Source organism: Bartonella birtlesii IBS 325 (assembly GCF_000273375.1).
Classification (GTDB): Bacteria; Pseudomonadota; Alphaproteobacteria; order Rhizobiales; family Rhizobiaceae; genus Bartonella; species Bartonella birtlesii.
In genome coordinates, this window is the sequence record NZ_CM001557.1 from 1442421 (window position 1) to 1466534 (window position 24114).

16 protein-coding genes, 4 tRNA genes and 1 pseudogene are annotated in these 24114 nt (G+C 35.9%); 14 read left to right on the plus strand and 7 right to left on the minus strand.

The genetic code is table 11. The annotated features are described in order from the left end of the window. The first annotated feature begins 651 nt into the window (after positions 1-651). The 8 genes and pseudogenes from QWU_RS06885 (at position 652) to mazG (ending at position 13927) form a co-directional block, all read left to right on the plus strand. The gene (locus QWU_RS06885; RefSeq protein ID WP_006589561.1) at positions 652-5214 is read left to right on the plus strand and encodes an apolipoprotein A-IV repeat region-like domain-containing protein; all 4563 of its coding nucleotides are present in this window, start codon (positions 652-654) and stop codon (positions 5212-5214) included. 551 nt (positions 5215-5765) lie between these two features. After that, the gene (locus tag QWU_RS06890) at positions 5766-8084 is read left to right on the plus strand and encodes an NADP-dependent malic enzyme (RefSeq protein ID WP_006589560.1); all 2319 of its coding nucleotides are present in this window, start codon (positions 5766-5768) and stop codon (positions 8082-8084) included. Between the two features lie 200 nt (positions 8085-8284). After that, the gene (locus tag QWU_RS06895; RefSeq protein WP_006589559.1) at positions 8285-8569 is read left to right on the plus strand and encodes an acyl carrier protein; all 285 of its coding nucleotides are present in this window, start codon (positions 8285-8287) and stop codon (positions 8567-8569) included. A 10-nt stretch (positions 8570-8579) separates the two neighbouring features. Continuing rightward, positions 8580-9755 (plus strand): beta-ketoacyl-ACP synthase, encoded by a 1176-nt coding sequence (locus tag QWU_RS06900; RefSeq protein ID WP_006589558.1) that lies wholly within the window; start codon positions 8580-8582, stop codon positions 9753-9755. Between the two features lie 14 nt (positions 9756-9769). Continuing rightward, a complete protein-coding gene (locus QWU_RS06905) occupies positions 9770-11044 on the plus strand; it encodes a beta-ketoacyl-ACP synthase (RefSeq protein ID WP_017196472.1) in 1275 nt (424 codons plus the stop codon). Positions 11045-11111: 67 nt separating this feature from the next. After that, positions 11112-12140, plus strand: a complete 1029-nt coding sequence (locus QWU_RS06910; RefSeq protein ID WP_006589556.1) for a zinc-binding dehydrogenase — start codon at positions 11112-11114, stop codon at positions 12138-12140. Positions 12141-12146: 6 nt separating this feature from the next. Next, positions 12147-13076 carry a lipid A biosynthesis lauroyl acyltransferase gene (locus QWU_RS06915; protein ID WP_006589555.1) on the plus strand — a complete coding sequence of 310 codons (930 nt, stop codon included), beginning with the start codon at positions 12147-12149 and terminating at the stop codon, positions 13074-13076. Positions 13077-13106: 30 nt separating this feature from the next. Beyond that, positions 13107-13927 (plus strand): annotated as a pseudogene (gene mazG / locus QWU_RS09365) (nucleoside triphosphate pyrophosphohydrolase). A 69-nt stretch (positions 13928-13996) separates the two neighbouring features. Here the strand turns inward: mazG and QWU_RS06925 are convergent. Next, complete coding sequence (locus QWU_RS06925) at positions 13997-14374, minus strand: iron-sulfur cluster assembly accessory protein (RefSeq protein ID WP_006589553.1); 378 nt, start codon at positions 14372-14374, stop codon at positions 13997-13999. Between the two features lie 526 nt (positions 14375-14900). On the opposite strand from QWU_RS06925, the gene QWU_RS06930 reads away from it, so the two are divergent. Continuing rightward, a tRNA-Pro gene (locus QWU_RS06930) sits at positions 14901-14977 on the plus strand. Positions 14978-15142: 165 nt separating this feature from the next. Here the strand turns inward: QWU_RS06930 and QWU_RS06935 are convergent. Continuing rightward, positions 15143-15598 carry an Hsp20 family protein gene (locus QWU_RS06935; protein WP_006589552.1) on the minus strand — a complete coding sequence of 152 codons (456 nt, stop codon included), beginning with the start codon at positions 15596-15598 and terminating at the stop codon, positions 15143-15145. Between the two features lie 280 nt (positions 15599-15878). On the opposite strand from QWU_RS06935, the gene QWU_RS06940 reads away from it, so the two are divergent. The 3 genes from QWU_RS06940 (at position 15879) to QWU_RS06950 (ending at position 18004) form a co-directional block, all read left to right on the plus strand. Next, positions 15879-16796, plus strand: a complete 918-nt coding sequence (locus QWU_RS06940) for a serine aminopeptidase domain-containing protein (protein WP_017196473.1) — start codon at positions 15879-15881, stop codon at positions 16794-16796. A 676-nt stretch (positions 16797-17472) separates the two neighbouring features. After that, a complete protein-coding gene (cpdR, locus tag QWU_RS06945) occupies positions 17473-17835 on the plus strand; it encodes a cell cycle two-component system response regulator CpdR (protein ID WP_006589550.1) in 363 nt (120 codons plus the stop codon). A gap of 94 nt (positions 17836-17929) precedes the next feature. Beyond that, positions 17930-18004, plus strand: a tRNA-Val gene (locus tag QWU_RS06950). A 1259-nt stretch (positions 18005-19263) separates the two neighbouring features. Here the strand turns inward: QWU_RS06950 and QWU_RS06955 are convergent. The 5 genes from QWU_RS06955 to QWU_RS06975 all read right to left on the minus strand — a co-directional run bounded on the left by QWU_RS06955 (position 19264) and on the right by QWU_RS06975 (position 22214). Beyond that, positions 19264-19340, minus strand: a tRNA-Arg gene (locus QWU_RS06955). A 38-nt stretch (positions 19341-19378) separates the two neighbouring features. Beyond that, on the minus strand, positions 19379-19684 hold the full coding sequence (locus QWU_RS06960) for an ETC complex I subunit (protein ID WP_006589549.1): 306 nt from the start codon (positions 19682-19684) through the stop codon (positions 19379-19381). 90 nt (positions 19685-19774) lie between these two features. Then, positions 19775-19851: transfer RNA gene (locus QWU_RS06965), tRNA-Pro, on the minus strand. 465 nt (positions 19852-20316) lie between these two features. Next, entirely contained in the window at positions 20317-21006 is a 690-nt protein-coding gene (gene hdaA / locus QWU_RS06970) for a DnaA regulatory inactivator HdaA (protein WP_017196474.1), read from the minus strand. Further along, on the minus strand, positions 21003-22214 hold the full coding sequence (locus QWU_RS06975; RefSeq protein ID WP_006589547.1) for an AI-2E family transporter: 1212 nt from the start codon (positions 22212-22214) through the stop codon (positions 21003-21005). The genes hdaA and QWU_RS06975 overlap by 4 nt, the downstream gene beginning before the upstream one ends. Positions 22215-22381: 167 nt before the next feature. On the opposite strand from QWU_RS06975, the gene purM reads away from it, so the two are divergent. Together purM and purN are read left to right on the plus strand one after the other, a co-directional pair. Then, a complete protein-coding gene (gene purM, locus QWU_RS06980) occupies positions 22382-23467 on the plus strand; it encodes a phosphoribosylformylglycinamidine cyclo-ligase (protein WP_006589546.1) in 1086 nt (361 codons plus the stop codon). Continuing rightward, positions 23464-24075 (plus strand): phosphoribosylglycinamide formyltransferase, encoded by a 612-nt coding sequence (gene purN / locus QWU_RS06985; protein WP_006589545.1) that lies wholly within the window; start codon positions 23464-23466, stop codon positions 24073-24075. Before purM ends, purN begins: the two co-directional genes overlap by 4 nt. The last annotated feature ends 39 nt before the right edge of the window (positions 24076-24114 follow it).

Below are 24114 nucleotides of genomic sequence, written 5' to 3' on the forward strand. Positions count from 1 at the left end.
CGTGCATGCATATCGACTGAAAAATCTTCAATTGTCAACGCAACAGCTCTAAAAATTAGCAAAAGACAGCCTAATATAACGAAAAAAGTAACTCTTTTTAAAACAAGAAACGCAATAATTCAGTGAAAAACCATCAGCAAATACACAATTTTCCCTCACATTTTATAGGCTTTATGAAAAGACTCTTTATTTTATATCCCAAAATACTATAGACTTCAAATTAGCTACATTTCCAAAAAACAGAATGGTAAATTATTCGCATTAAAATCAACAAAATCAACGAAAATTATCAAAACGACAGTATGATTCGTTTATTTATTAATGTGTTGTCTTCCCCCGCGGACTTTTTAAAACGCTGTGTATAATCATCGTAAGATTTCCCTTAAATATCAATGCAACAGCTTTATAACTTTATCTATAAACGAGAGTTGTAAACAGTATTTTATTTTTATAAATAATTAAATAGTACTTTGTTTATATTATGTTTTGTAGCATTTTTAAACAGGTTAAATGCCCTGTGTTAACTTTATCTTGATAAGTTTTTAAAATTTTGCCTTTGACATATTCCTTTCTAAATAATTAACAGCTAGTATATTGCGATATCTGGAAGAAAACGTATCCTTTTTCCGTCTGTAAGAGTACGAGGCGAGTATGGCACGCAGAACAAAGTTACAAACATTTGAAGTTGAAGTTGAAGAAGCTCTCTCAAAAGCTATGAATTTTAACTTTGATGACACAGCGGTTGAAGCGGTATCACCCAATAATCCTGAAAATGTCATTAATGTGGATGAACTCATTCAAAAAATTGCGATGGCAGAAGAAGAAATTTTCGCTGAAAATGGTACTTCAACTCTTGTCTCAAATATCCATGATAGTGCTGTTATTGATGAATCCGTTGTTGAACAGCTTTTTTCCCAGAAATCTGCATCTAAGCTTTCAGGTGGGACTGTTCATAATAAGTTACTATCTACACAACTTCTTCCTGCTAATGATGATATAACAATTTCTTCAAATTTTGAGACATTAAAGCAGCGTTCTACCTCTCGAATCTATTGGTGTACGACAGCACTTAGTGCTTTATGGGCTACAGGAGGCGCTATTATCGCTCATAAACTAGCGCCTGCTGGACTCAATTCTTTATCGAATATTACCGCCTTTGTTACATCTCCAAGCGGATTAGCTGTAGCAGCTGGAACAGCAATCCCTATTCTTATATCTTGGGGATTTGCTCAATTAACAAAACGTTCAAATGAATTGCACAATATTGCTCTTCTTATGACAAACGCTGCACAACGTCTTAATGAACCACAACATATATCTGAACAACAAGCTATCGCTATAGGACAGACTATTCGTGAAGAAGTTGTAGCAATGAACAAGGGAATTGAACGCACCCTTGGAAGGGCAGTTGAACTTGAAGCGATCATACAAGGAGAAGTTCATAATCTGGAACAAGCCTATGTTGAAAATGAGTCACGCATTCATACACTCATCAAAGAATTGAGCAATGAACGTATAGCTATCTTAAATCACGCTGATCGTATACAATCAACAATTAAAGGAACACAAGAACAACTGAGTGATGAATTTGGCTTGGTAACCTCAAAAATTGTAACCAATGTTGAAAAACTCGCACAAACTCTTTCCCAAACTTTACAAAAACAAGGAGAAGATCTTGTTGAGAAGCTTTCCTATGCTGGTGATGACGTAACAAATCAACTTGTTGAAAAATTTCATCAAACCACAACACAAATTCAACAAAAGAACACGGAATTTTTCCATGAATTAGAAAAAAACTTCAATAATTTCTCAGAGCGTTTTGATAATAATGAAAAACAAATAGAAAAAACCTTTAATGAAACAGCTATCAAAGCTGAAAAACATATCACTGAAATTGTAACGCACATACAAACAGCAACAGACCAGACACTACAGAATGTTGACGAGAAATTTAAAGCGCTAGATGAATCCATTATTGATCGCAATAATCAATTTTTACAGAGTTTTGATGAAAAAGTTATACAGCTAGATGAAAAAGCATATAAGCTTTCTTCTAAGTTTGATAACGTAACTTCAGAAGCAATTGAAGCTTTTGAAAATCGTTTAGCAACTGTTGATCTTTCTCTTAAAGAACACAGCAATTCCATAATTGAATCCTTCGTAGCACGCAGTCTTACCTTAGAAGATAACGCTAAAAAACTTGGTGATTTTTTGGAATCCCATGTCTTACAAATTGATACCAATCTCCAAGAAAGAACAGCTGATATTACAAAAGCTTTTACAAATGGTCATGAGACTATTCTTTCTGCAATTGACAAAAGTACAGAACAACTAAGAGAGGAAGTTCAATATATCGATAATGCTATTGTCGATATCATACAAGAACGTTCAAAAGACTTTAAATTACAACTTTCTGACCAAAAAGCTCTCATGGCAGACATGCTCGATAACGAAAAAAATAAAATTGCTGATACATTAAAAAATCAAATTGATATCTTGACGCAAAATACTTCAAGTCTTGAAAAATTTTTGATTGATAATATTCAAACCGTTGATCAGCATACTGAAAATCATGTTACAAATATCATTCAATGCACAGAGAAACTACAAAAAACTATTGCGCAAAGCTGCAATGCTACGCAAGATGCGTTAGAAGCACAAGCTAGAAATATTGACATACGTGCCGACGCTCTGCGTGACTCTTTAGCTATTAATAGTTTTTCTCTTAACGAGGTTCTTGCAGATCAAGCGCGCACACTTGAACAGAGAATGGAAACAATCCATAATCTTATCGCCAAAAGTGATATACATGTTGATGCAGCACTAAAACAGCAAGTAGGTCTCGTTGAGGATGCAATTGCTACTAACAATAAAAACATTACAGAAACCGTTCAAAGTCATATTAAGAATTTGGAGGGACAAGCTGAAATTTTGAAAAATACTCTTTCTCAATCCAAAGGTGCATTCTTTGAAACCCTTGAAACACGTATAGAATCATTTGACGAGAATTTAGAAAACCGTGCGCGCCAAATTTTTGAGCGTGCCGCCACCTTAGAAGAGACATTTTCAGAAAAACTTGGCCAAATATGCGAAACTATAGAGATGCAAGCATCTGTTTTTGAAAAACACTCTGATTCATTGCAGACATCTATCATCGTTAATAATGAACAAAGCCAAGCAATTCAACAAGCATTAGAAACAAGTGTTGATAATATACGGATTACCTTGGAAGATTCCGTTAACACAGTTGCAGGAAGTTTACATGACAAAATTTTAGAAGCTTCCGGTATTCTTTCTTCCACAAGTGAACAAATAGTTTCATCTGTAGAGGATGTTACTGAAAAGGCTGAAAATATCCTTTCCGAATCTGGCCATCGCATTGTAACAAATGTTAAACAAACGGTTTATGATACCAGTGAAAAAGTTTTATCTGTTCTCTCTGAACAAACAGCCCACACTATTGAAGCCTTTACAACAGCCAGCCATAACGCTCAGGCGTTGCTGAATGAAACAATTCATACTTCAACAATAGCAATTGAACAAGTCCTCAATGAACGTTGCAATGTTCTTCATCATTCTATGCAGAATATGAAAAATAATTTAGGCTATCAACTTTCTGATGTAAGTAGTCGTTTGGAAGAAGCAAAAAATCAAACAGCCACTCAAATTTCAGAACATGTTGGAAAAATCGCAGAACTGACTAACCACTTAAATCAAGCTGCGCAAAACACAACAGAATCAATAGGTTATTTAACACAGCATATTGGTGAACAACTCTCCCTCTCAACACAAGATGCTGAACAAAGGATTTATGCATACAATGAATCTTTGGTGAATAGTTTAACACAAACAAACTCTGAAACGCTTCAAACAGTAACTGCTATGAAGGAAGATCTTGTCAATAACGTCTCATCTATCGTTGCTCAACTGAATCAATCAATTTATAGCTTTCATGAAAATAGTAATGTTTTATTATCAGCAGTTCAAAATATTGATGGTCAATTTAGCGAGGCTACAAATAATTTTTTCCGCAATACCAACCAAATAGCAGAGCATTTATCGGCTTCAAATCAAACACTCAATAACAATGTTGAAATTTTGCAAGGGCTTTCACAAAATACATTTGAGCAGATTAATCATATCACAAGTAGTTTTGGTGAACATGCAAAAACACTTTCTGAAGCCGTTCATGTTCTCGAGCAATCCGAAAATTCATTTAGTGCAACACTTGAAGAAAAACACAACATGCTCTCTATGTTAAGCAATGCTCTCGTTTCAAAATCTAATGAAATAAATCAAATGATTGAATATTATGAAAATATCTTAAACTTAGCATTGGAACGCACCGATAAAAATGCGCAGAATTCTACCTATTCACTCCAACAATCACTTAATCAGCTTATTAGTGAAGCTTCAATGCGTTTTTCAGTAGCAGCAAAAGATATACGTCGCTCAGCCGATGAGGTTCGTTTAGAACTTTCAAAAATTAATAATGATCTTAATGAAAATGTGCAAAGACTTCCAGAAAAAACGAAAGAAACAACGCAAACAATTCGCTCTGCTTTAAATGAACAAATTACAGCATTAAAAAACTTAGTAAGCATTATACAAAAAAATAGTCAAAACAATACAAATGGGCAGTTAATGCCGGCAGTTCCTATATCATCAACACTTAAGAAAAACGAAAATATTTCTCCTGAAGTCATTAAGAAAATAGTACCACCTAAGCCTATTTTGCAGCAAGATCAAAGCAAAAAACGGCAAAATAAATGGGTATCAAATCTCCTAGAAAGGGCTTCACGTGAAGAAGCTTGGTATAATGAGATGCCTAGTGATACTGTTTTTGCATCAATACAAACAAAACCGCATTCTGCAAATGAATCTCTTAATTCTTTAGCAGCAAATATAGTACAAGCCGTGAATCACAATGCTGTCATTGAGCTATGGGATCATTATCGCCGCGGACAAAAAAATATCATAACGGAACGCCTTTATACATTGAATGGCAAAAAAATATTTGATGTGATTAAGAAAAAATATATGAGCGATCTTGATTTTAAACGCTCAATTGATCAATATATTATGGATTTTGAAAAGCTATTACGTGATGTGTCGCGTGATTCTAGTTCTTCTAACTCGACTCGAAAATATCTGGTATCGGATACTGGGAAAGTCTACACTATGCTTGCTCATGCGAGTGGACGTATCCAATAAACAACAGAAAATGGAAAAGTATTTTTCCGTTTTTTGTTGTTTATCATAGCACAATATATTGGTTGCAAATTTATATCAGAAGTTGCATAGATGATTGACGTTGTATTTCTGTAGTGTCTTAGCGATAATCCCTATCTAGAATACGCATGATCAATAACCAGACGATATAATAGGATAAATATAACACCTCCTTATTTTTTTATGTGTGTCTTCTTTACTTTTTCACACCGAAAATAATGGTCTATAAATATCACAATTACTTATAAAAATATGAATAAAGCATATCCTTATGACAACTAAGTCTCATCAATAAGTACCTTTTTTACTAACCAATTTCTGCGAATTTTTGTTTAAGGAGAAAAGATCAATTGTGCTGATATCAATAAAATTGTTAATAAACACAAACACAAAGAAATATTATACTGAGTAACGATCTAGGAAAATTTTCTCATGCATTATTATCTTTAGAGAAATGAGGAGTTATCAGTGATAAAAAATTATCGTAGATAGAACATCTCATATAAACATACATGAACTTGGATACCACAAAAATGTCTACAGAACGAAATAGTGACTTCAGTTTACAGAAAACTGAACTTGATAGTGCCGCACTTTTTTATCACCAACATCCAAAGCCTGGAAAATTAGAAATACAAGCGACAATACCTCTTGATAATCAACGTGATTTGGCTCTTGCTTATTCCCCAGGTGTTGCAGCCCCATGTCTTGCAATTCACAAAGATCCCAATCTTGCAGCTCAATACACTTCCCGCGCTAATTTAGTAGCCGTTATATCCAATGGAACTGCTGTTCTTGGATTGGGGAATATTGGTCCCCTCGCCTCCAAACCGGTTATGGAAGGCAAAGCTGTTTTATTTAAAAAGTTTGCCAATATTGATGTTTTTGATATTGAAATCGATGCTCCTAATATTGAACAAATGGTCGAGACTGTATCTGCCTTAGAACCTACATTTGGTGGTATTAACCTTGAAGATATAAAAGCTCCTGAATGTTTTGAAATCGAAGAAAAACTTCGTTCTCGAATGAATATTCCAGTTTTTCATGATGATCAACATGGAACTGCCATTATTGTTTCAGCGGCGGTATTAAATGCTTTAAATCTTTCTGGGAAAAAAATTGAGAATGCGAAAATAGTTTCTTCAGGCGCGGGTGCTGCAGCTTTAGCTTGTATTAATCTTTTGGTCCGTCTTGGAGCAAAAGTTGAAAATATTTGGCTTAGCGATTTAGAAGGGGTTGTGTACGAAGGCCGCAAGACACTTATGGATCGTTGGAAAATTAATTACGCGCAAAAAACAAATGCACGAACATTATCCGAAATTATTGATAATGCAGACATTTTTCTAGGCGTTTCAGCAGGAGGTGTTTTAAAACCTGAATATTTAGAAAAAATGGCTTCCAATCCACTCATTTTAGCACTCGCTAACCCAATACCAGAAATTATGCCAGAAGAAGCACGTTCTGTGCGACCAGATGCAATGATTTGTACAGGGCGTTCTGATTATCCCAATCAGGTTAATAATGTTCTTTGTTTTCCTTATATTTTCCGCGGTGCATTAGATGTGGGAGCTACCGCAATTAATGAAGAAATGAAAATGGCTGCGGTCCATGCGATTGCGGCTCTAGCTCGCGAAGAGACTTCAGATATTGCAGCACGTGCATACTCAAAAAAAACACCTAGTTTTGGACCAGACTACCTTATTCCCTCCCCCTTCGATCCACGCTTAATACTACGTATTGCTCCTGCTGTTGCTAAAGCGGCAATGGAAACTGGTGTAGCGATTCGGCCGATTGAAAATATGGAAGCCTATTATGATACTCTTAATCGATTTGTATTTCGCTCAGGATTAACAATGAAGCCTGTTTTTGCTGCCGCAAAAACAGCAAAACGTAAACGTATCATTTATGCTAATGGTGAAGATGAACGCGTGCTTAGAGCAGCCCAAATTGTACTTGAAGAACAAACTGCAGTTCCTCTCCTTATTGGCCGCCCACATGTCGTAGAAGCGAGATTAAAGCGCTTCGGTTTAAGAATTCGCCCCAACATAGATTTTGAACTCACAAATCCGGAAAATGATCCACGTTTTCGTGACTATGTTAATTTATTTCTCCGTTATACAGGAAGACGTGGTGTTTCGCCTGAAGTTGCAAAAACAATTGTCAGAACATCAACAACAGCCATTGCTGCCCTCGCAGTGATGCGTGAAGAAGCGGATGCAATGATTTGCGGCTTAGAAGGACGTTTTGAACGTCATCTTGAATTAATCGAGCAAGTTATTGGACTTGATTCAAACGTTCATCATTTTTCTGCTGTGAGTTTGCTCATTTCTCCACGTCGCACTCTTTTTTTAACCGATACTTACGTCAACGAAGATCCTTCTGCAGAAGAAATAGCAGAAATGACAGTATTAGCAGCGCAAGAGATTGAAGCTTTTGGTATAACGCCAAAAGCAGCATTATTATCTCATTCAAACTTTGGTTCAAAAAATACAGAAAGTGCACGTAAAATGCGCCGTGCAACAGAAATTCTTGCTCATTTATACCCAGATTTAGAAGCTGATGGAGAAATGCACGGTGACGCTGCACTTTCTACGGTTTTCCGTGATCGTGTTTTTCCTGATTCACGCCTCAAAGGAGAAGCCAATTTGCTTGTCTTTCCAACGCTTGATGCCGCTAATATAACACTCAATCTCGTAAAAAATCTAACTAACGCACTTCACGTAGGCCCTATTTTAATCGGAGCCTCACGCCCTGCACATATTCTAACACCCTCAGTAACTTCACGAGGAGTGGTTAATATGACAGCTCTTGCAGTTCTTGCTGCAAATAGAAAAACTTCTAAAACAAGGTAAATAAAAATCAGTCACTTTATAATAAAATTTCAAAGTTTTTCAAAACCTTGAAATATAGTATCTTATACACTGCATGCATGTTTGCTATATGATAAAGACAGCTTATTCTAGATTAAGTCTTTTTTTTAAGAGGAAAAAAGGCTAGAAGGAATGCGTTAAGTGTATTTTGAATTTATTAACTCTATATAAGGAATCGTACATTGTCCTCTACGTTTGATAAAGTTGCTGATATTATCGCAGAAATCAGTGAAATTGATCGCAGCATAATCACACCTGAAAGCCATACAATTGATGATTTAGGAATTGATAGCCTTGATTTTCTGGATATTGTTTTTGCTATTGATAAAGCCTTTGGAATTAAAATCCCGCTAGAACAATGGACGCAGGAAGTCAATGAAGGTACTGTTGCAACAGAAGAATACTTTGTTCTTAAAAATCTTTGTGCAAAAATTGATGAACTTGTTGCCTTAAAACAGACGGGGTAATTCTTTCACCATGCATCATCAAGCTGTATTTATCACTGGTATAGGACTTATAACCTCTCTTGGTGAAGGTATTGATCATCACTGGAATCTTTTGAATAATCCATCACGCGCACCAAACCTTGATTGTACAACTTTTTCCCCCTACACCATTCATAAATTGCCTGAAATTGATTGGAATTTACAGATTCCCAAAAAAAGTGATCAACGACAAATGGGCACATGGCAACGCCTTGGTACATATGCAGCAGGTCTTGCTCTTGATGATGCAGGCATGAAAGATAATAAGCAATTTACTTCAACAATGGATATGATCGTTGCAGCAAGTGGTGGAGAACGTGATATTGTCGTTGATACACAGATTCTTTCACAAGCACGCTCAACAGCTGATCGTGCCTCCATGTTAAATTCAATCCTTTCAACTGAATTGCGTCCAACTTTGTTTTTGGCACAACTCTCAAATCTTTTAGCTGGAAATATTTCAATTGTTCATAAAGTAACAGGATCTTCTCGCACATTTATGGGAGAAGAAGGTAGTGGGCTTTCTGCAATTCAAATCGCTGTAGCGCGTATTCGCTCAGGACAAAGCACCCATGCGCTGGTAGGAAGCTCTTATAATGCGCAAAGCTATGATATGTTATTAGCATATGAACTTGGAGGACTCTTAAGCCGAAGTGGATGGTCACCGGTATGGGATCGTGAAAATTATCCTGGTGGCGGTGTCATAACAGGCTCTGGTGGTATCTTTCTGATTCTTGAAAGTGAAGAACATGCAAAAAAACGTAATGCACATGCTTATGCTGAAATTAGCCAAATCATAACGGACCAAATAGATAGAACAAAAATCTCGCTTGAAGAATCGATTTTATCAATGTTAAAAACAATAAAAGCTGAATCTTCTTTAGTTATTTCAGCAGCATCGGGATTCCGTGAAGCAACCAAAGCAGAACAAAATGCTTTTGAAGTCTCTAGCATATTTTACCGTGGTATTACAACGCTATTTGGTTATATGCGGGAAGGGCAATTTCTTTTAGCGCTTGCACTTGCTGCACTCGCTGTTGATAAAAAACACAGTTTTCCAATATTAAGTACACATGAAAAGCCTTTTTCTAAAGAAATACGTGAAGCGTTTGCTACAGCCATTGGCATTAAAAGAGCCGAAGGTATAGTCCGTTTAACGGCTGCTTGAGGAGAATTTCTATAGTGAAATATAATGATCATTCTGAGCGTCCACTTGTTGCAATAACCGGGGCAGGGATTGTAACATCATTGGGACAAGGCAAACAGGAAAATTGGGAAAAATTAATAAGTGGTGTTAGTGGTATCCATAAAATAACACGTTTTCCTATTGAGGGATTAAATACATCTATCGCTGGAACAGTTGATTTTCTTAAAGAAAGTACGCTTGGTGCTTCAGCTCTCTCTGAAAAACTTGCGAATCTTGCAGCGGAAGAAGCTCTAAAACAGGCTGCATTTGATAAAACAAGTTTTAATGGACCGCTCTTTTTAGCTGCTCCCCCAGTTGAGCTTGAATGGGCAGCACGCTTTGCCCTTGCTCAAGAGGGAGTATGCAAAAATGATCCTTCTTATGCAAATCTTCTTGAAGTCTGCAGCCATACTCCCCACGAGGAGCTCTTTGAAACCACACAATTTGCTGCAATTGCAGAAAAACTTCAAAAAAAATTTGGTACAAAAGGACTTCCTATCACACTTTCTACTGCTTGTGCATCTGGTGCAACAGCAATTCAACTCGCTGTTGAAGCCATTCGGCGAAAAGAGACTAATCGTGCGCTCACAATTGCTACGGATGGCTCAGTTTCAGCAGAATCCCTTATCCGCTTTTCATTATTATCGGCTCTTTCAACCCAGAATGATCCTGCAGAAAAAGCTGCAAAGCCCTTTAGCCGCGACCGTGATGGTTTTGTTATGGCAGAAGGATCAGGCGCTCTTGTTCTTGAATCTCTCAAAAGTGCATTAGAGCGTAATGCAACAATTTTAGGAATTTTAGCTGGCTGTGGAGAAACAGCAGATGATTTTCACCGTACGCGTTCAAAACCCGATGCATCTCCAGCAATTGAGGCTGTCCGCAAAGCTTTAGAGGATGCAAAAATAACCATCAATGAAATTGACTATATTAATGCACACGGAACCTCAACACCCGAAAATGAAAAGATGGAGTATCTTGCATTATCAACAGTCTTTGGTGATATTTTAAAACATATTCCTGTTTCCTCAAATAAATCAATGATTGGACACACATTGACTGCTGCTGGCGCCATAGAAGCTGTTTTTTCACTTTTAACGATTCAATCAGGTATACTTCCCCCTACAATCAATTATGATGATCCTGATCCTGCTATCCCCTTAGACGTTGTTCCAAATCATAGCCGTAAAGCCTGTGTCAATGCGATTTTGTCAAATTCATTTGGATTTGGCGGTCAAAATACCAGTCTTGTTATTACAGCCTATAAAGGATAATCTTTTCCATACGGATCAAAATTAATCATACTAAAGCTATAGCTATTATAATTGAAGAAAGTTAATAATGCGTGCGCTACAACTGCTAAATGAACGCCAGCTTGAAATTACCAATATTGCACCACCGCCTCCTCCACTCCCCGATGAAGTAACAGTGCGTATAAAAGCCGTTGCTCTCAATCATATTGATGTATGGGGCTGGCGTGGTATGGCTTTCGCAAAAAGAAAAATGCCACTTATCATTGGTGCAGAAGCTTCCGGTGAAATTGTACAATTAGGCAACCATGTTAAAAATTTACACCTTGGACAAATCGTTTCGATCTATGGTGCACAAACCTGCGGAATATGCCAAGCTTGTCGTGAAGGACGTGATAATCTTTGCAGTCACGTAAAAGGTGTCTACGGTTTTCATCTTGACGGCTTTGCCTGTGAACTTGTCACTTTACCAGCACGTCTGTTAGTTCCAGCTCCTCAAAAATGTGATGAATTTCAAGCAGCTGTTGCTCCAATTACTTTTGGTACTGTAGAACATATGCTTTTCGATAATGCAAAACTACAATCAAGAGAAACAGTTCTGATACAGGCAGGCGGTTCTGGTATCGGCTCTGCAGCTATTCAACTCGCAAAACATATGGAATGTACAGTTATTACAACGGTAGGTTCAGATGAAAAAATAGCAAAAGCGCAATCTCTTGGAGCAGATCATGTTATTAATTACCGTAAAGATCGTTTTGAAGGCGTTGTTCGAAAATTAACTCAAAAAAAAGGTGTTGACGTTGTTTTTGAGCATGTAGGAGCAGATACATGGAGCGGTTCTTTGTTGTGCATGAAACGAGGAGCGCGCTTAGTAACTTGTGGTTCTACTTCTGGAGTTACAGCACCACTGAATCTCATGCAGTTATTTCAACAACAACTTAAAATATTTGGTTCATTTGGCTGCCGTATAGAAAATATGCAAAACGCCATGCAAAAAATGGCACAAGGGATTGTACACCCTGTCATTGATACAATTGTTGGATTTAACGAAATAGATACGGCTTTAAAACGAATGGAAAGCCGAGATATTTTTGGTAAAATCATTCTTAAAATTGATTAAATTACTATGAAGATCTATATCAAAAATACTGTATACCGTATTAAAATTATAACAAAGAAATTATTTTATTTTTTGTGGGGACATTTGCTTATTGGCTCCTTAATTATTTTAAAACATCTTCCTACCAACATCGGCTTTTCTTTGTTTTCTTGGTTAGCGAAAACACTCGGCCCTCTTACACACCGCCACAAGATCGCACTCACAAACCTTAAAGCTGCATATCCAGAGAAAACAGAAGAAGAGCTCCGCCAAATTGCAATAGAAATGTGGCAAAATATAGGACGATTTCTAGCCGAATATATTTTTCTTGATAAAATTTTTGATTTTGATCCTCATGCGGAGAAGCCAGGTCTTATTGAAGTTAAAGGTGCTGAAATATTTAAGCGATTAAAAAATGAAAAAAAACCGCATATTTTTTTTACAGCGCATACCGGAAATTTCGAACTCCTTCCTATATGCGCGCAAAGTTTTGGCCTAAATGTTACAGTACTTTTTAGACCCCCTAACAATCCTTATATTGCAAAGCGAGTCCTTAAAGCTCGGCAAACTTCCATGGGACATCTCGTTCCATCTAAAGCCGGTGCTGCTTGGGCATTAGCCGCCAAGTTAGCAGAAGGTGAAAATGTTGGTATGCTTGTCGACCAGAAATTTCGCCGTGGTGTTTTAGGAATATTTTTTAATAGACCTCTTAAAACAAATCCTTTAATTATAAAACTTGCACGACAATATAATTGTGATATTTATCCAGCACGTTGTATCCGTCTCTCTGGAGGACGTCATCGCTTAGAGTTATATGAGCGTGTGAAGCTTCCGCTTAACGAAAAAAACGAAATCGATATAATCGCTTCTACACAAAAATTAAATGATATTGTCGAAAGTTGGGTACGTGAACATCCGGAACAATGGGCGTGGTTACACAGACGTTGGGATAACTAATATATCATAGCATTTATAGGAGAAATATAAGTGTTAGCGTCAAAAGATATCAATGATCTTATCACAATTGTTGCAGCATTACGAAACCGTGATAGCGGATGTATCTGGAATCTCAAACAAACATTTGAGTCTCTTATACCCTATTTGCTCGAAGAAGTTTACGAAGTTATTGATGCCATTGAACGAGAAAATCGAACTGATCTTTGCGAAGAACTTGGTGATCTTCTTTTACAGGTCATCTATCATACTACAATTGCACAAGAACAAGGTTACTTTACATTCGAAGACGTTATTTATGCAATCACTGCAAAAATGATTCGTCGCCATCCTCATATTTTTGGAAATGCCGAACAAAAGAAACGCGGATTTAGAGTGGAAGGATGGGAGCATATCAAAAAAAAAGAACGTGTTAAACAGAAAAAAATCTGCAAAGAAATAAGCGTATCAGACGATTCTAGGACAAGCATTCTTACAAAAGTAAAAAAATCCAGCCCGCAGATCAAGAGGCTCTCGCTTTACAAAAAGCAGCAGCTAAAGTGGGATTTGATTGGCATGAGAATCATAAAATTTTTGCAAAAATCGAAGAAGAACTTAATGAGCTTAAAGAAGCAATTAAAGAGCATAAAACAACTGAGATAGAAGCAGAATTTGGAGACCTTTACTTTGTTCTACTTAATCTTGCACACCACTTAAATATCGATTCACAAAAGGCACTTAGAAAAACAAACAAAAAATTCCGAAATCGTTTTTCCTATATTGAAGAAACCCTATCCATTCAATCTAAAACACCAACTGATGCATCTTTAAGCGAAATGGAAACTCTTTGGAATGAAGCTAAAAACAGAAAATAAAAACAACAGGCTTTATCAACCTAAACAATCAATAGATCTTTCGAATCACTTAATAAAATTTCACGAAGCTCAATTGACTTTATATGTTTCATTCAACTGATTTTGCAAAGCAGAACGAAGCTCTACCGACTCTCCACACCCACATGCTGAAACTTGGTTAGGATTTTTAAAGACAAAACCGGAACGAAGTGTTGTTACCTCATAATCTATCTGCGTTCCTAACAAAAATAACACTGCATCATGTGCTATAAAAACACGAGCACCGTTCACTTCAACAACATCTGCATCCATCCCCTCTTCTTTTACAAGGGTAATACTATATTCCATTCCTGCACAGCCACCTTTCTTGATACCAATAAGAATACCATAGGCATCTTTTGCTTGCATAATCGCTTTAACACGATTTACTGCGGCTTCCGTCAAACTCATTATCGAAAAACGGCTCATTATTAACTCTTTTTTGCAAAATAAAGACTTTAAAATTGCTTCATCACTGATATTTTATTTATTCGGTATATCAGAAATAAAGTAACAAGACATAATGAAACATTTTGATCATTTTCCATGGCAATAAAAGATTCATATACAACAATTTATAATTATCGATTGTGTAATTTAAGATTTCTATTTTACTGTACACACGTAACCTATACAAAATACTTTTTCTACAGAAATAAAAAATGAAAAATTTTCCTCAATATCATTAATCTATCATTATACTTATAAATCTGAAAAGCTTCGTATTATATCTTCATGGTACACGTAAAATAATTGATTGAATACGCAAATGTATAGAGAAATCTAAAAGCAAAATAGCTTAATTATTTATCTTAATCAGGAAAAAATATTGCAATACAAAATTTCATTTTGTGAATGCAATCCTTCTTTAAAAGTACCAGAGCATTTTAGATTTTATTCTGTTTATTTTTTTCTTGCCTTTAAAGAAACTGTCGTTTAGTCGTTTTACACAGTTCGGAGCGTAGCGCAGCCTGGTAGCGCACTTGACTGGGGGTCAAGGGGGCGTGGGTTCGAATCCCGCCGCTCCGACCAATTTTTCTAGAAAACATAAGGCAGATATAAAATGCACCTGCCCTCTTTAATTAAATTACGATTCCATGATGTAGAGAGGCTTTTTTAACACTCATCAATAAAAGGATATAAAAAGTTGATAATTATTCAGCGTTCTCAGCTTTTAAAATTGCTTTATGCCTTTTATCAATTGTTATCATTTTTCATCGTAGATGGTGACGCCTGCACAGTTATTTTTTTAGGTTTTAGTTCAGCAGGCATTTCTCTTTTAAGCTGAATATGAAGAAGACCATCCCCAAGTTCTGCTCCAATAACCATAACATGATCAGCTAAATGAAAACGTCGCTCAAAAGCGCGCGAAGCTATACCCCTATACAGAAATTCCCGTTCTTCATCATCATTTTCAGATTTTCTCTCACCCTTAATGATCAATTGATTACAATGCGTTTCAATATCGATTTCATCTTGAGAAAAACCAGCAACAGCCATAGAAATCCTATAAGAATCTTCAGTTAAACGCTCAATATTATAGGGCGGATAAGAAGAAACATCATCAGGCTGAGTTCTAGAATCAAACCAATTAAAAAGGTGATCAAAACCTACTGTGGAACGATAAAATGGTGAAAAATCTACTTGACGCATAAATACTGCCCTCCTCTAGAGCGACTATAACCTATAATTGATTCGCTAAGTTCCTAAATGGGCAACTTTCCCGCGAACCCGCAGTCCCATTATAGCAACTGCACATTATTCATCTGGTAATTATTCTATATTATTTCAACTCTTTTGTGTTTAAATTCATAAAAATATATGAAAAGCAATATAACTGTTTCTTAATTCTTCTTCACCATTACATAGATCTCAGTTCTCCCGTTATCTCATTTTGCACTAAGTTGCAAAAATACACTGCAAAGGATACCAATTGGAAACCCCTCTTTATCCCACAGATAGGAATTTCACTCCTCACAATATCCGCAATAGCTATCTTACAACAGCTATGGATCGAGAAATTCGTTTTGCGATAGCATGTCCTGAAATAAAAAAATTGAAGGGAACAGTTGTTATTCTCGAAAGCTATGAAAATATTTTAGAAGAATATTTTTTATCAATGAATAAATTATCTAAACGCGGTTTTCATACCGCAATATTTGATTGGTTCGGTCGAGAAAAATTATCCTTCAATAGAAAAAAACAGCTCCGACACCATCATTTTAATATTAATAATGACATTAATGACTTAAATGAATTTCTTAAAAAGATAGTGTTTTCTGATTGTCCACCACCTTACTATATATTAGCCTATGGAATGGGTGGATTGATAGCACTGAGTGGATTGGATCTCCTTAACCATCGGTTTAACAAAATGCTTTGCGTTTCTCCTCTTTTTGCTCCTTTGGGCAACAAAACAAATGGTTTTCAACATAAATTAACACAGCTTCTTTCTGATATAGGCCTTGGTTTCTTACCTGTTAAAGATGGGACAAAGCTTAAAAAAATAAAACAAAAAAATATGCAATCAGAGCACTCTGATAAAGCACCATTTTCCTCTATCAAGCCTCCAACATCCCAATGGATGGCATCGGTACTTAATGCAATCGCTTCCGTGAAACAACGTATCCTTCATGGACATTTAAAAATTCCGACATTATGTATCCTTGCCAATCAAAACAATATCGTAAACAATATTGAAGTACGACAATTATGCCAACATACAAACCTCTTGGACAGCCTCACCATTACAGGTGCTGAACTTGATACAATCATGCATGAAGAGAATTACAGAAAACAATTTTGGGCTGCATTTGATGCATTTATTTCTATCGATATATCTATAAGCTAATGTTTTTTAATAAGCTCGTAATTCACTCCCGTAGCGTGAAATGGGGTTATTTTCAAAGTAAAAATATAAAATTTCACAAAAGTTTTAGCTTCGTTTATATAGTTAACAACTTAAAATAAATCTCATAATAGAATTTGGTAAATAGCTGAAAATGATCAATGCAATATGACATAAATCTCTCGGGAAGATACAATTATAATAATCTATTTTTTAAAAAGAAAGGTGACCATAAATAAACGCATTCTGATTGCAGATACAGGTACCTATGAAGCCAGGTGGAAAACAAATATGTACTAAAACTCCACTTTATCGTATAATTTATCAAAATCAAAAGCAACAGCACACTTCTCTGATTTCCTAACTATAAAGACAGTTTATAAAACGGATACGTACATAAATTTTTTAATGGAAGTTGAATAAAAATAAAAAAGCAAAAAGAAGAAAAATTTACGATTGATCACGTTTGAAGTATCTAAATACCGTTTCTTTTATGTCAATACATTTCGAATTTAACCAACTCACAACCAATATGCTGTATTCTTGACAAGAATATAAGAATTAACCATTTTGTCATTCATTTCAATTATGAGTATTTTATCATCTTTTGTATAAAAACTCTATATTGTATAGCTGATATGGCAAAAACTATGAAGAATGGAGCCATTGGAACATAATCATGAAACGAATCCTGCTCGCAGAAGATGATAACGATATGCGTCGCTTTCTAGTAAAAGCCTTAGAACGTGCAGGCTACGAAGTTGCTGACTTTGATAATGGTGCTAGCGCATATGAACGTTTACAAGAAGAACCATTTTCTCTTCTCCTTACTGATATTGTAATGCCAGAAATGGATGGAATTGAGCTAGCACGACGTGCTACTGAAATTGATCCTGATTTACGCGTAATGTTTATTACAGGGTTTGCAGCAGTTGCACTTAATTCAAATAGCAATGCCCCTCCTGATGCAAAAGTACTTTCTAAACCTTTTCATTTGCGTGAACTTGTAAATGAGGTTGAAAAAATACTTATAGCTGCTTAAAGAATATCTTGAATCATTCGCGTCTGATTGAAGAGAAAACTAAATTAGGCATTGACGTTTGTTATTCTATGTGGTGTATGCAACACTAATAAATGGGCGTGTAGCTCAGCGGGAGAGCACTACGTTGACATCGTAGGGGTCACAGGTTCAATCCCTGTCACGCCCACCATATAGCTTTGTATTACCATTAAGTTATTGATACTTCATATGTTTTTTACAGTGAGGGATGCGTAAATAAAAGTTGGGGAATAGGACTTTCCAACACATCTCTATTCAAATGCATAGTATTAGCAAATTACTTCTTACCATTCTTTGAGTGCTGCCCAATTCTTTTGAGAAAATCATTCTAAAATCTTATAAACGCACTAACAGTTTCATATATGTAATGGATTAAAAATTTCTAGTTCCCAAACTTTACAAAAGGAAGCTTCTTTATTTTTTAAAATATTGTTTTTCCTAATCAAACTATTAGTTAATAGCTGCCTTTAAAGAAAGATATCATTTTTATAGAAAGAGCTATCACCAATCGGTATTTGTGTCTACACCGCTGAATGAATAATAGCAAAACTATTAAGCATCACCATCCTCACGTTTATAAAACAGCCAAACCGATACCATCAAACTATTACAAATCCTCCAATGACATCCTTGGTACCTCAGCCAATTTATTAGAGGCATTTTAATTTTTTCTTACACAATTCTTATCCAAACTTTAATCCAGCTCTTTAACACGCAAGCGAATCAATTTGGTAAGAATCTGATAACAACAATAAAAACTCTAAAGTAAAAGAGACTATCTTCTTTAATTCAGATTGTAATATCCCTCAAAAAAATGAAAATATTTTTGACGTTTAGCTGTTTCAAGAGAGGATATCATAATATTGTATTTTCTTTTTATCCCTGCTTGGTAATATATTTTCTAACCACAAAAAAAGCTTTTTAATTAGGCAGATAAAAATACTCTCTTTTAAATAAAATTTTTAAATTTTAATATAAACCTACTCAAATTTTTTAACATGAAAGACTTCATAGTATAACTAAAAAAGAAATCGACAAATACGATTATCTCTTATCGCTTGAAACCTATAACAAAACACTTAAGATTATTATCCTTCTCTGTGTAAGGCTTGTATTAGAGTGATATGGATAAAAGATATCACTGGTAATATCCTCATTGAAAAATAGAGACTCTTCGCCCTGGTAAAAAAGTAAAAAAACTAACTAAAGAAAGCTTGAGCAACCCACTTTGAAAAACTTGCAATGCAACGAATATTAAAATCAGCATTGAACAAAAAGCTTACAGCAACATGTACTGTTATGCAGTATACGTTAAATTTAAAACGCCATTAGCCGCTCAGAAAACAACATAACACCCTTCCCAACAAAAATTCCCGAACTTTTATATAACACATTGATTCTACTAAAATATGGTGATCCCGACAGGATTCGAACCTGTGACCCACGGCTTAGAAGGCCGTTGCTCTATCCAGCTGAGCTACGGGACCAACTGATCATTTTCTCAATCAAAAAAAGCATCTTTAACTCAATGCGTCCAAGGTTGTTGCCTATCACTGTGAAAATTATCAGAATAAGAAACAGCACGCCGAATCGCTTTATGTGTTTTCTCTACACGATAAGGGATAGCATTCTTACATGCAAAAGCAATTGCTTCTTCCTTACTATTAAAATGGATTTTTATCTGACTACTCATATCAGAAGTGGCAGTATACCCCATAAGAGGCTCGAGCATCTTTGCTTGTAACGGCTCATATTGCAAAATCCAAATTCCCGTATTCCTTCTACCTGACTGCATAGCCGTCTTCGCAGGACTATAAATACGTGCGATCATGGTAACTTTCCTTTAGAATACACAACCATCAAATGATAATTTCTTACCACAGGCACGTGATTGTACCATTCCTTCACATAAAATCAAACGTGGTCGGAGCGATAGGATTCGAACCTACGACCCCCTGATCCCAAATCAGGTGCGCTACCAAGCTGCGCTACGCTCCGCCATTTACATTTATTTGATGCATATTCCCTAAAATTTTCATAACAGAAGTGCAAGAGGGAAACACGCTTTTTTTTAATTTTGTTATATTTCTTTACAAGAAAAATTTTTCAATTTTTTTTCTAAATAATACATGCTCAAATAAGATATTTAAGAGCTTTTTATAGAAGCGCTACAATTCATATACCTCTTAAAAAAACTCCAAAACTATAGAACGATAGCATCTAAGCTTTATTCATGCAGAATCCAAAACGAATCATGAGGAAAATGATGCAGCTTTTTCGATCGCTTTATCTAATGGTTTTTATTTTACCAATTCTATGCTCTACTAACAATGCCAACGCGTAAACTAGACATAGAAAAACAAAAAAATTTAAATATAATGGCATTTTACTGCACATACCAAAACGAAAATAGAACAAAAGCACTTCATATGAAATAAAATGCAATTTACTAAAAAGCAGTGCTTACTGAACTTTCATATTAAGTACTTCACTAATAACAGCGCGCGTTATTTTACTCTTTCTCTGTAATGCCAAGCGATCAACAGAATCAATAATACGCCCCAAAGAAAATAGTGAACGCTCACAACGACTTACAAGATAATAAATAGCATCAGGATGAACAATAATTTGCTTATCAGAAAAAAGTTTGAAAGCAACAGCTCTTAACAACGCATCATCAGGCTGATTAATTTCAACCAACATAACTGAATTAAGACGACTTTTTAAATCATTTAACTTTAAATTCCACGTTGATGGAACTGTACGAGCAGTGATCAACAAAGTAGCTTTGCCTTTATCAAGATTTGCTTGCTTAACGCTATTGATCAAGTGAAACAATCCCGTCTCACTAATTTCACCCACATCAATATCTTCAATTAAAAATGATCGCCCTAGAGAAGCCATAGCAACTGCTTGATCAATTTCATTGCAATGAAGACTTAAAGCATTGGCTTTTTGTGCCCATACCCTAGAAAAGTGTGTTTTTCCAGATCCTTCTTTTCCAACCAAAACGGCTATAGGTAAGCTCCAATTTGGCCAATAATCAACAAGCTGAAAAGCCATACGATTGCTTTCCGTTATCACTAAATCATCAAATTTGAAAACTGGATTATAAGAAAAATTTAAAGGTAATTGCGTTTCACGCCCATTCATTCTAGTGACTCCGAATTTTCACTGTGCGAATACATCTGAGAATTAAGATAAGTATGGAGAGCAAAACGAACCAAAACAGCAACAGCGGCTGCGGCAGGAACAGCAACAAGCATCCCGGTGAAACCAAAAAGTGAAGAAAAAGCAAAAAGTGCAAACATCAACCATACTGGATGTAATCCTACTGATGAGCCTACAAGTTTTGGTTGAAGAATGTAGCCTTCAATAAATTGACCAACTAAAAAGAGTATCATCACAACGATAATCCACCCCCAATTATCCGGATAAAACTGAACCCATGCAACACCAACAGAGAGTACAAAACCACTCATTGTACCAATATAAGGAATAAAGCTGATAAGGCCAATAAACATACCAATCAAAAGACCAAAATTGAGACCTGTGATAGTAAGACCAATAGCATAATAGCCTCCCAATATAAGACAAACTGTACCTTGTCCACGCACAAAGCCAGCGATAGCTCTATCCATTTCATGAAAAATACTGCGCACAGTTTCAAGATGATCTCGTGGTATCAGCGAATCAATTGCTGCAACCATACGGGGCCAATCTAATAACATATAAAACGTCACTACAGGTGCCACCACAAACAAACTGACAAGATTAACGATAGATTTTCCTGACTTTAAAAGTGAATTTAAAAGAGACGTAATAAAGTCAGAACTTTTTCCTAAAAGCCCTTTAATATTACTCTGTAATTCATTTGGATCACTCCCAAAATAGCGGCGAACCCAATCAAAATCATGTTCAACGAAAAAAGTTTGAATACGATTAATATAAACAGGCAAACCATTACTCATAAATTGCTGTATTTGCCAACTAATGATAGGGATTAAAATAATTAAAGCAGCAACAAAAACAATAATAATAAATAAGGTAATGAGGATAGTACCAAAAACACGACGAATACCAAATTTTTCAAGCAATTGAACAATAGGATTAAGGAAATAAGCCAACACAATTCCTGCTACAAAAGGAAGCAAAATAGATCCAAAAACAAACATAAAAAGAATGAAAAAAACTAATGTACCAAGCCAGAAAAAAATTTGTTTTTTCATATTATTTGGTAACGATACTTGAGTATAAGCTGGTACATAAGCCTTATAATGATCACGAGATCCATTTTCACGTACTCCTTTTTTCATAGGCTGCCGAGAAGACTGCCCGTGATTATCTGGTATCTTACTCATAAAATATCCTAAAAAACTCTTCACAAAGATTATAAACTTCTTCAATATGAGACACAAGCAGAGTTGCTTATTTTCTTAAAATAGTAAATATCAATATCTCTTGCAGAGATAACTCTACCATGGCATGGCATAACATCAAAACCTGATTTTCCATAAGGAAGACTCCAATGAGCAATCAAAATTTTATAAACAATAATTCCAAATGTGGTCTTACCTACACACAAGCCGGTGTTAATATCGATGCGGGTAATGCCATGGTAGAAAAAATTAAACCCTTTATACGCACAACAAAACGAGCAGGAGCAGATGGAGAAATTGGCGGGTTTGGTGGACTTTTTGATTTAAAAGCAGCTGGCTTTACAGATCCTATCCTGGTCGCAGCCAATGATGGTGTGGGAACAAAATTGAAAATTGCTATTGAAGTTGGTATCCATAACACCGTAGGTATTGATCTTGTTGCCATGTGTGTTAACGATTTACTCGTACAAGGTGCTGAACCTCTCTTTTTTCTTGATTATTTTGCAACGGGTAAACTTGATCCTGAACAGGGTGCTACAATTATTTCTGGAATTGCAGAAGGGTGTAAACAAGCAGGCGCTGCTCTTATTGGGGGAGAGACAGCAGAAATGCCAGGTATGTATGCACAGGGAGATTACGATTTAGCGGGCTTTTCTGTAGGAGCATGCGAACGCAATGCATTACTTCCTGCAAAAGATCTTACAGAAGGCGACATAATTTTAGGTCTTAGCGCATCTGGAGTTCACTCCAATGGCTTTTCTCTTGTAAGACGAATTATACAGCAGAATCATCTAAAGTGGGAAGATCCTGCCCCTTTTAATCCTCAAATAAGCCTCGGTGCAGCATTTCTCACACCAACACGTATTTACGCAAAATTACTCCTTCCCATTATACGACATTATAAAGGAATCAAAGCTCTTGCCCATATTACAGGCGGAGGCTTTTCTGAAAACATTCCACGGATACTTCCACCTTCTCTCTGCGCTGAAATTAATCTTTCTGCCATTCATGTTCCATCCATCTTTTCATGGATTAGTAAACAAGGTAGAATAGAAGAAATAGAAATGCTACGAACATTTAATTGTGGCATTGGCATGATTGTTATCGTAGCACAACACACAGTTGAAAAAATTACGCAAGCACTCAAAATGCAAGGAGAAAGCGTTACTTCTCTTGGCGTTTTAACAAAACGCCAAAGCAAAGAAATACTCTATAAAGGTGCACTTCATTTATGAAAAAACAAATTGTTGTTTTTATCTCTGGCAATGGATCCAATATGACTGCCCTTGCCAAAGCCAGCAAACAAAAGGAATACCCTGCTGAAATCGCTGCAGTTATTTGTGATAATCCTTATGCCGCCGGGATCGAAAAGGCTTATCACAATAATTTGCCTGTTCATGTTGTTAATCACAAAAATTATCCAACAAAACAAATGCATGAAGAGGCGATCTTTACAATTTTAGCTCAATATCAACCAGATTTTCTCTGCTTCGCAGGCTATATGCGCCTCATTTCACCGCATTTCGTAAAACTTTATGAAGGACGAATTTTAAATATTCACCCCTCTCTTTTACCTTCATTTAAAGGTTTAAATACACATGAAAGAGTTTTACAAGCAGGTGTTAAAATCACTGGTTGCACTGTTCATCTTGTTACAGAAGACATGGACGCAGGAAAAATTCTTGCTCAAGCAGCCGTTCCAGTCTGTTTCAATGATACCGCTGATGATTTAGCACAGAGAGTTCTGAAAGCAGAGCATAAACTTTATCCACAGGCCTTAAAAACCTTCATCGAAGGAAACAATAAAAATATAGATAGACAACAACAACTTTTATCCTTTTGAGTATGTCATTGAGTATTTTCCAATATGCTCTTAAAATTT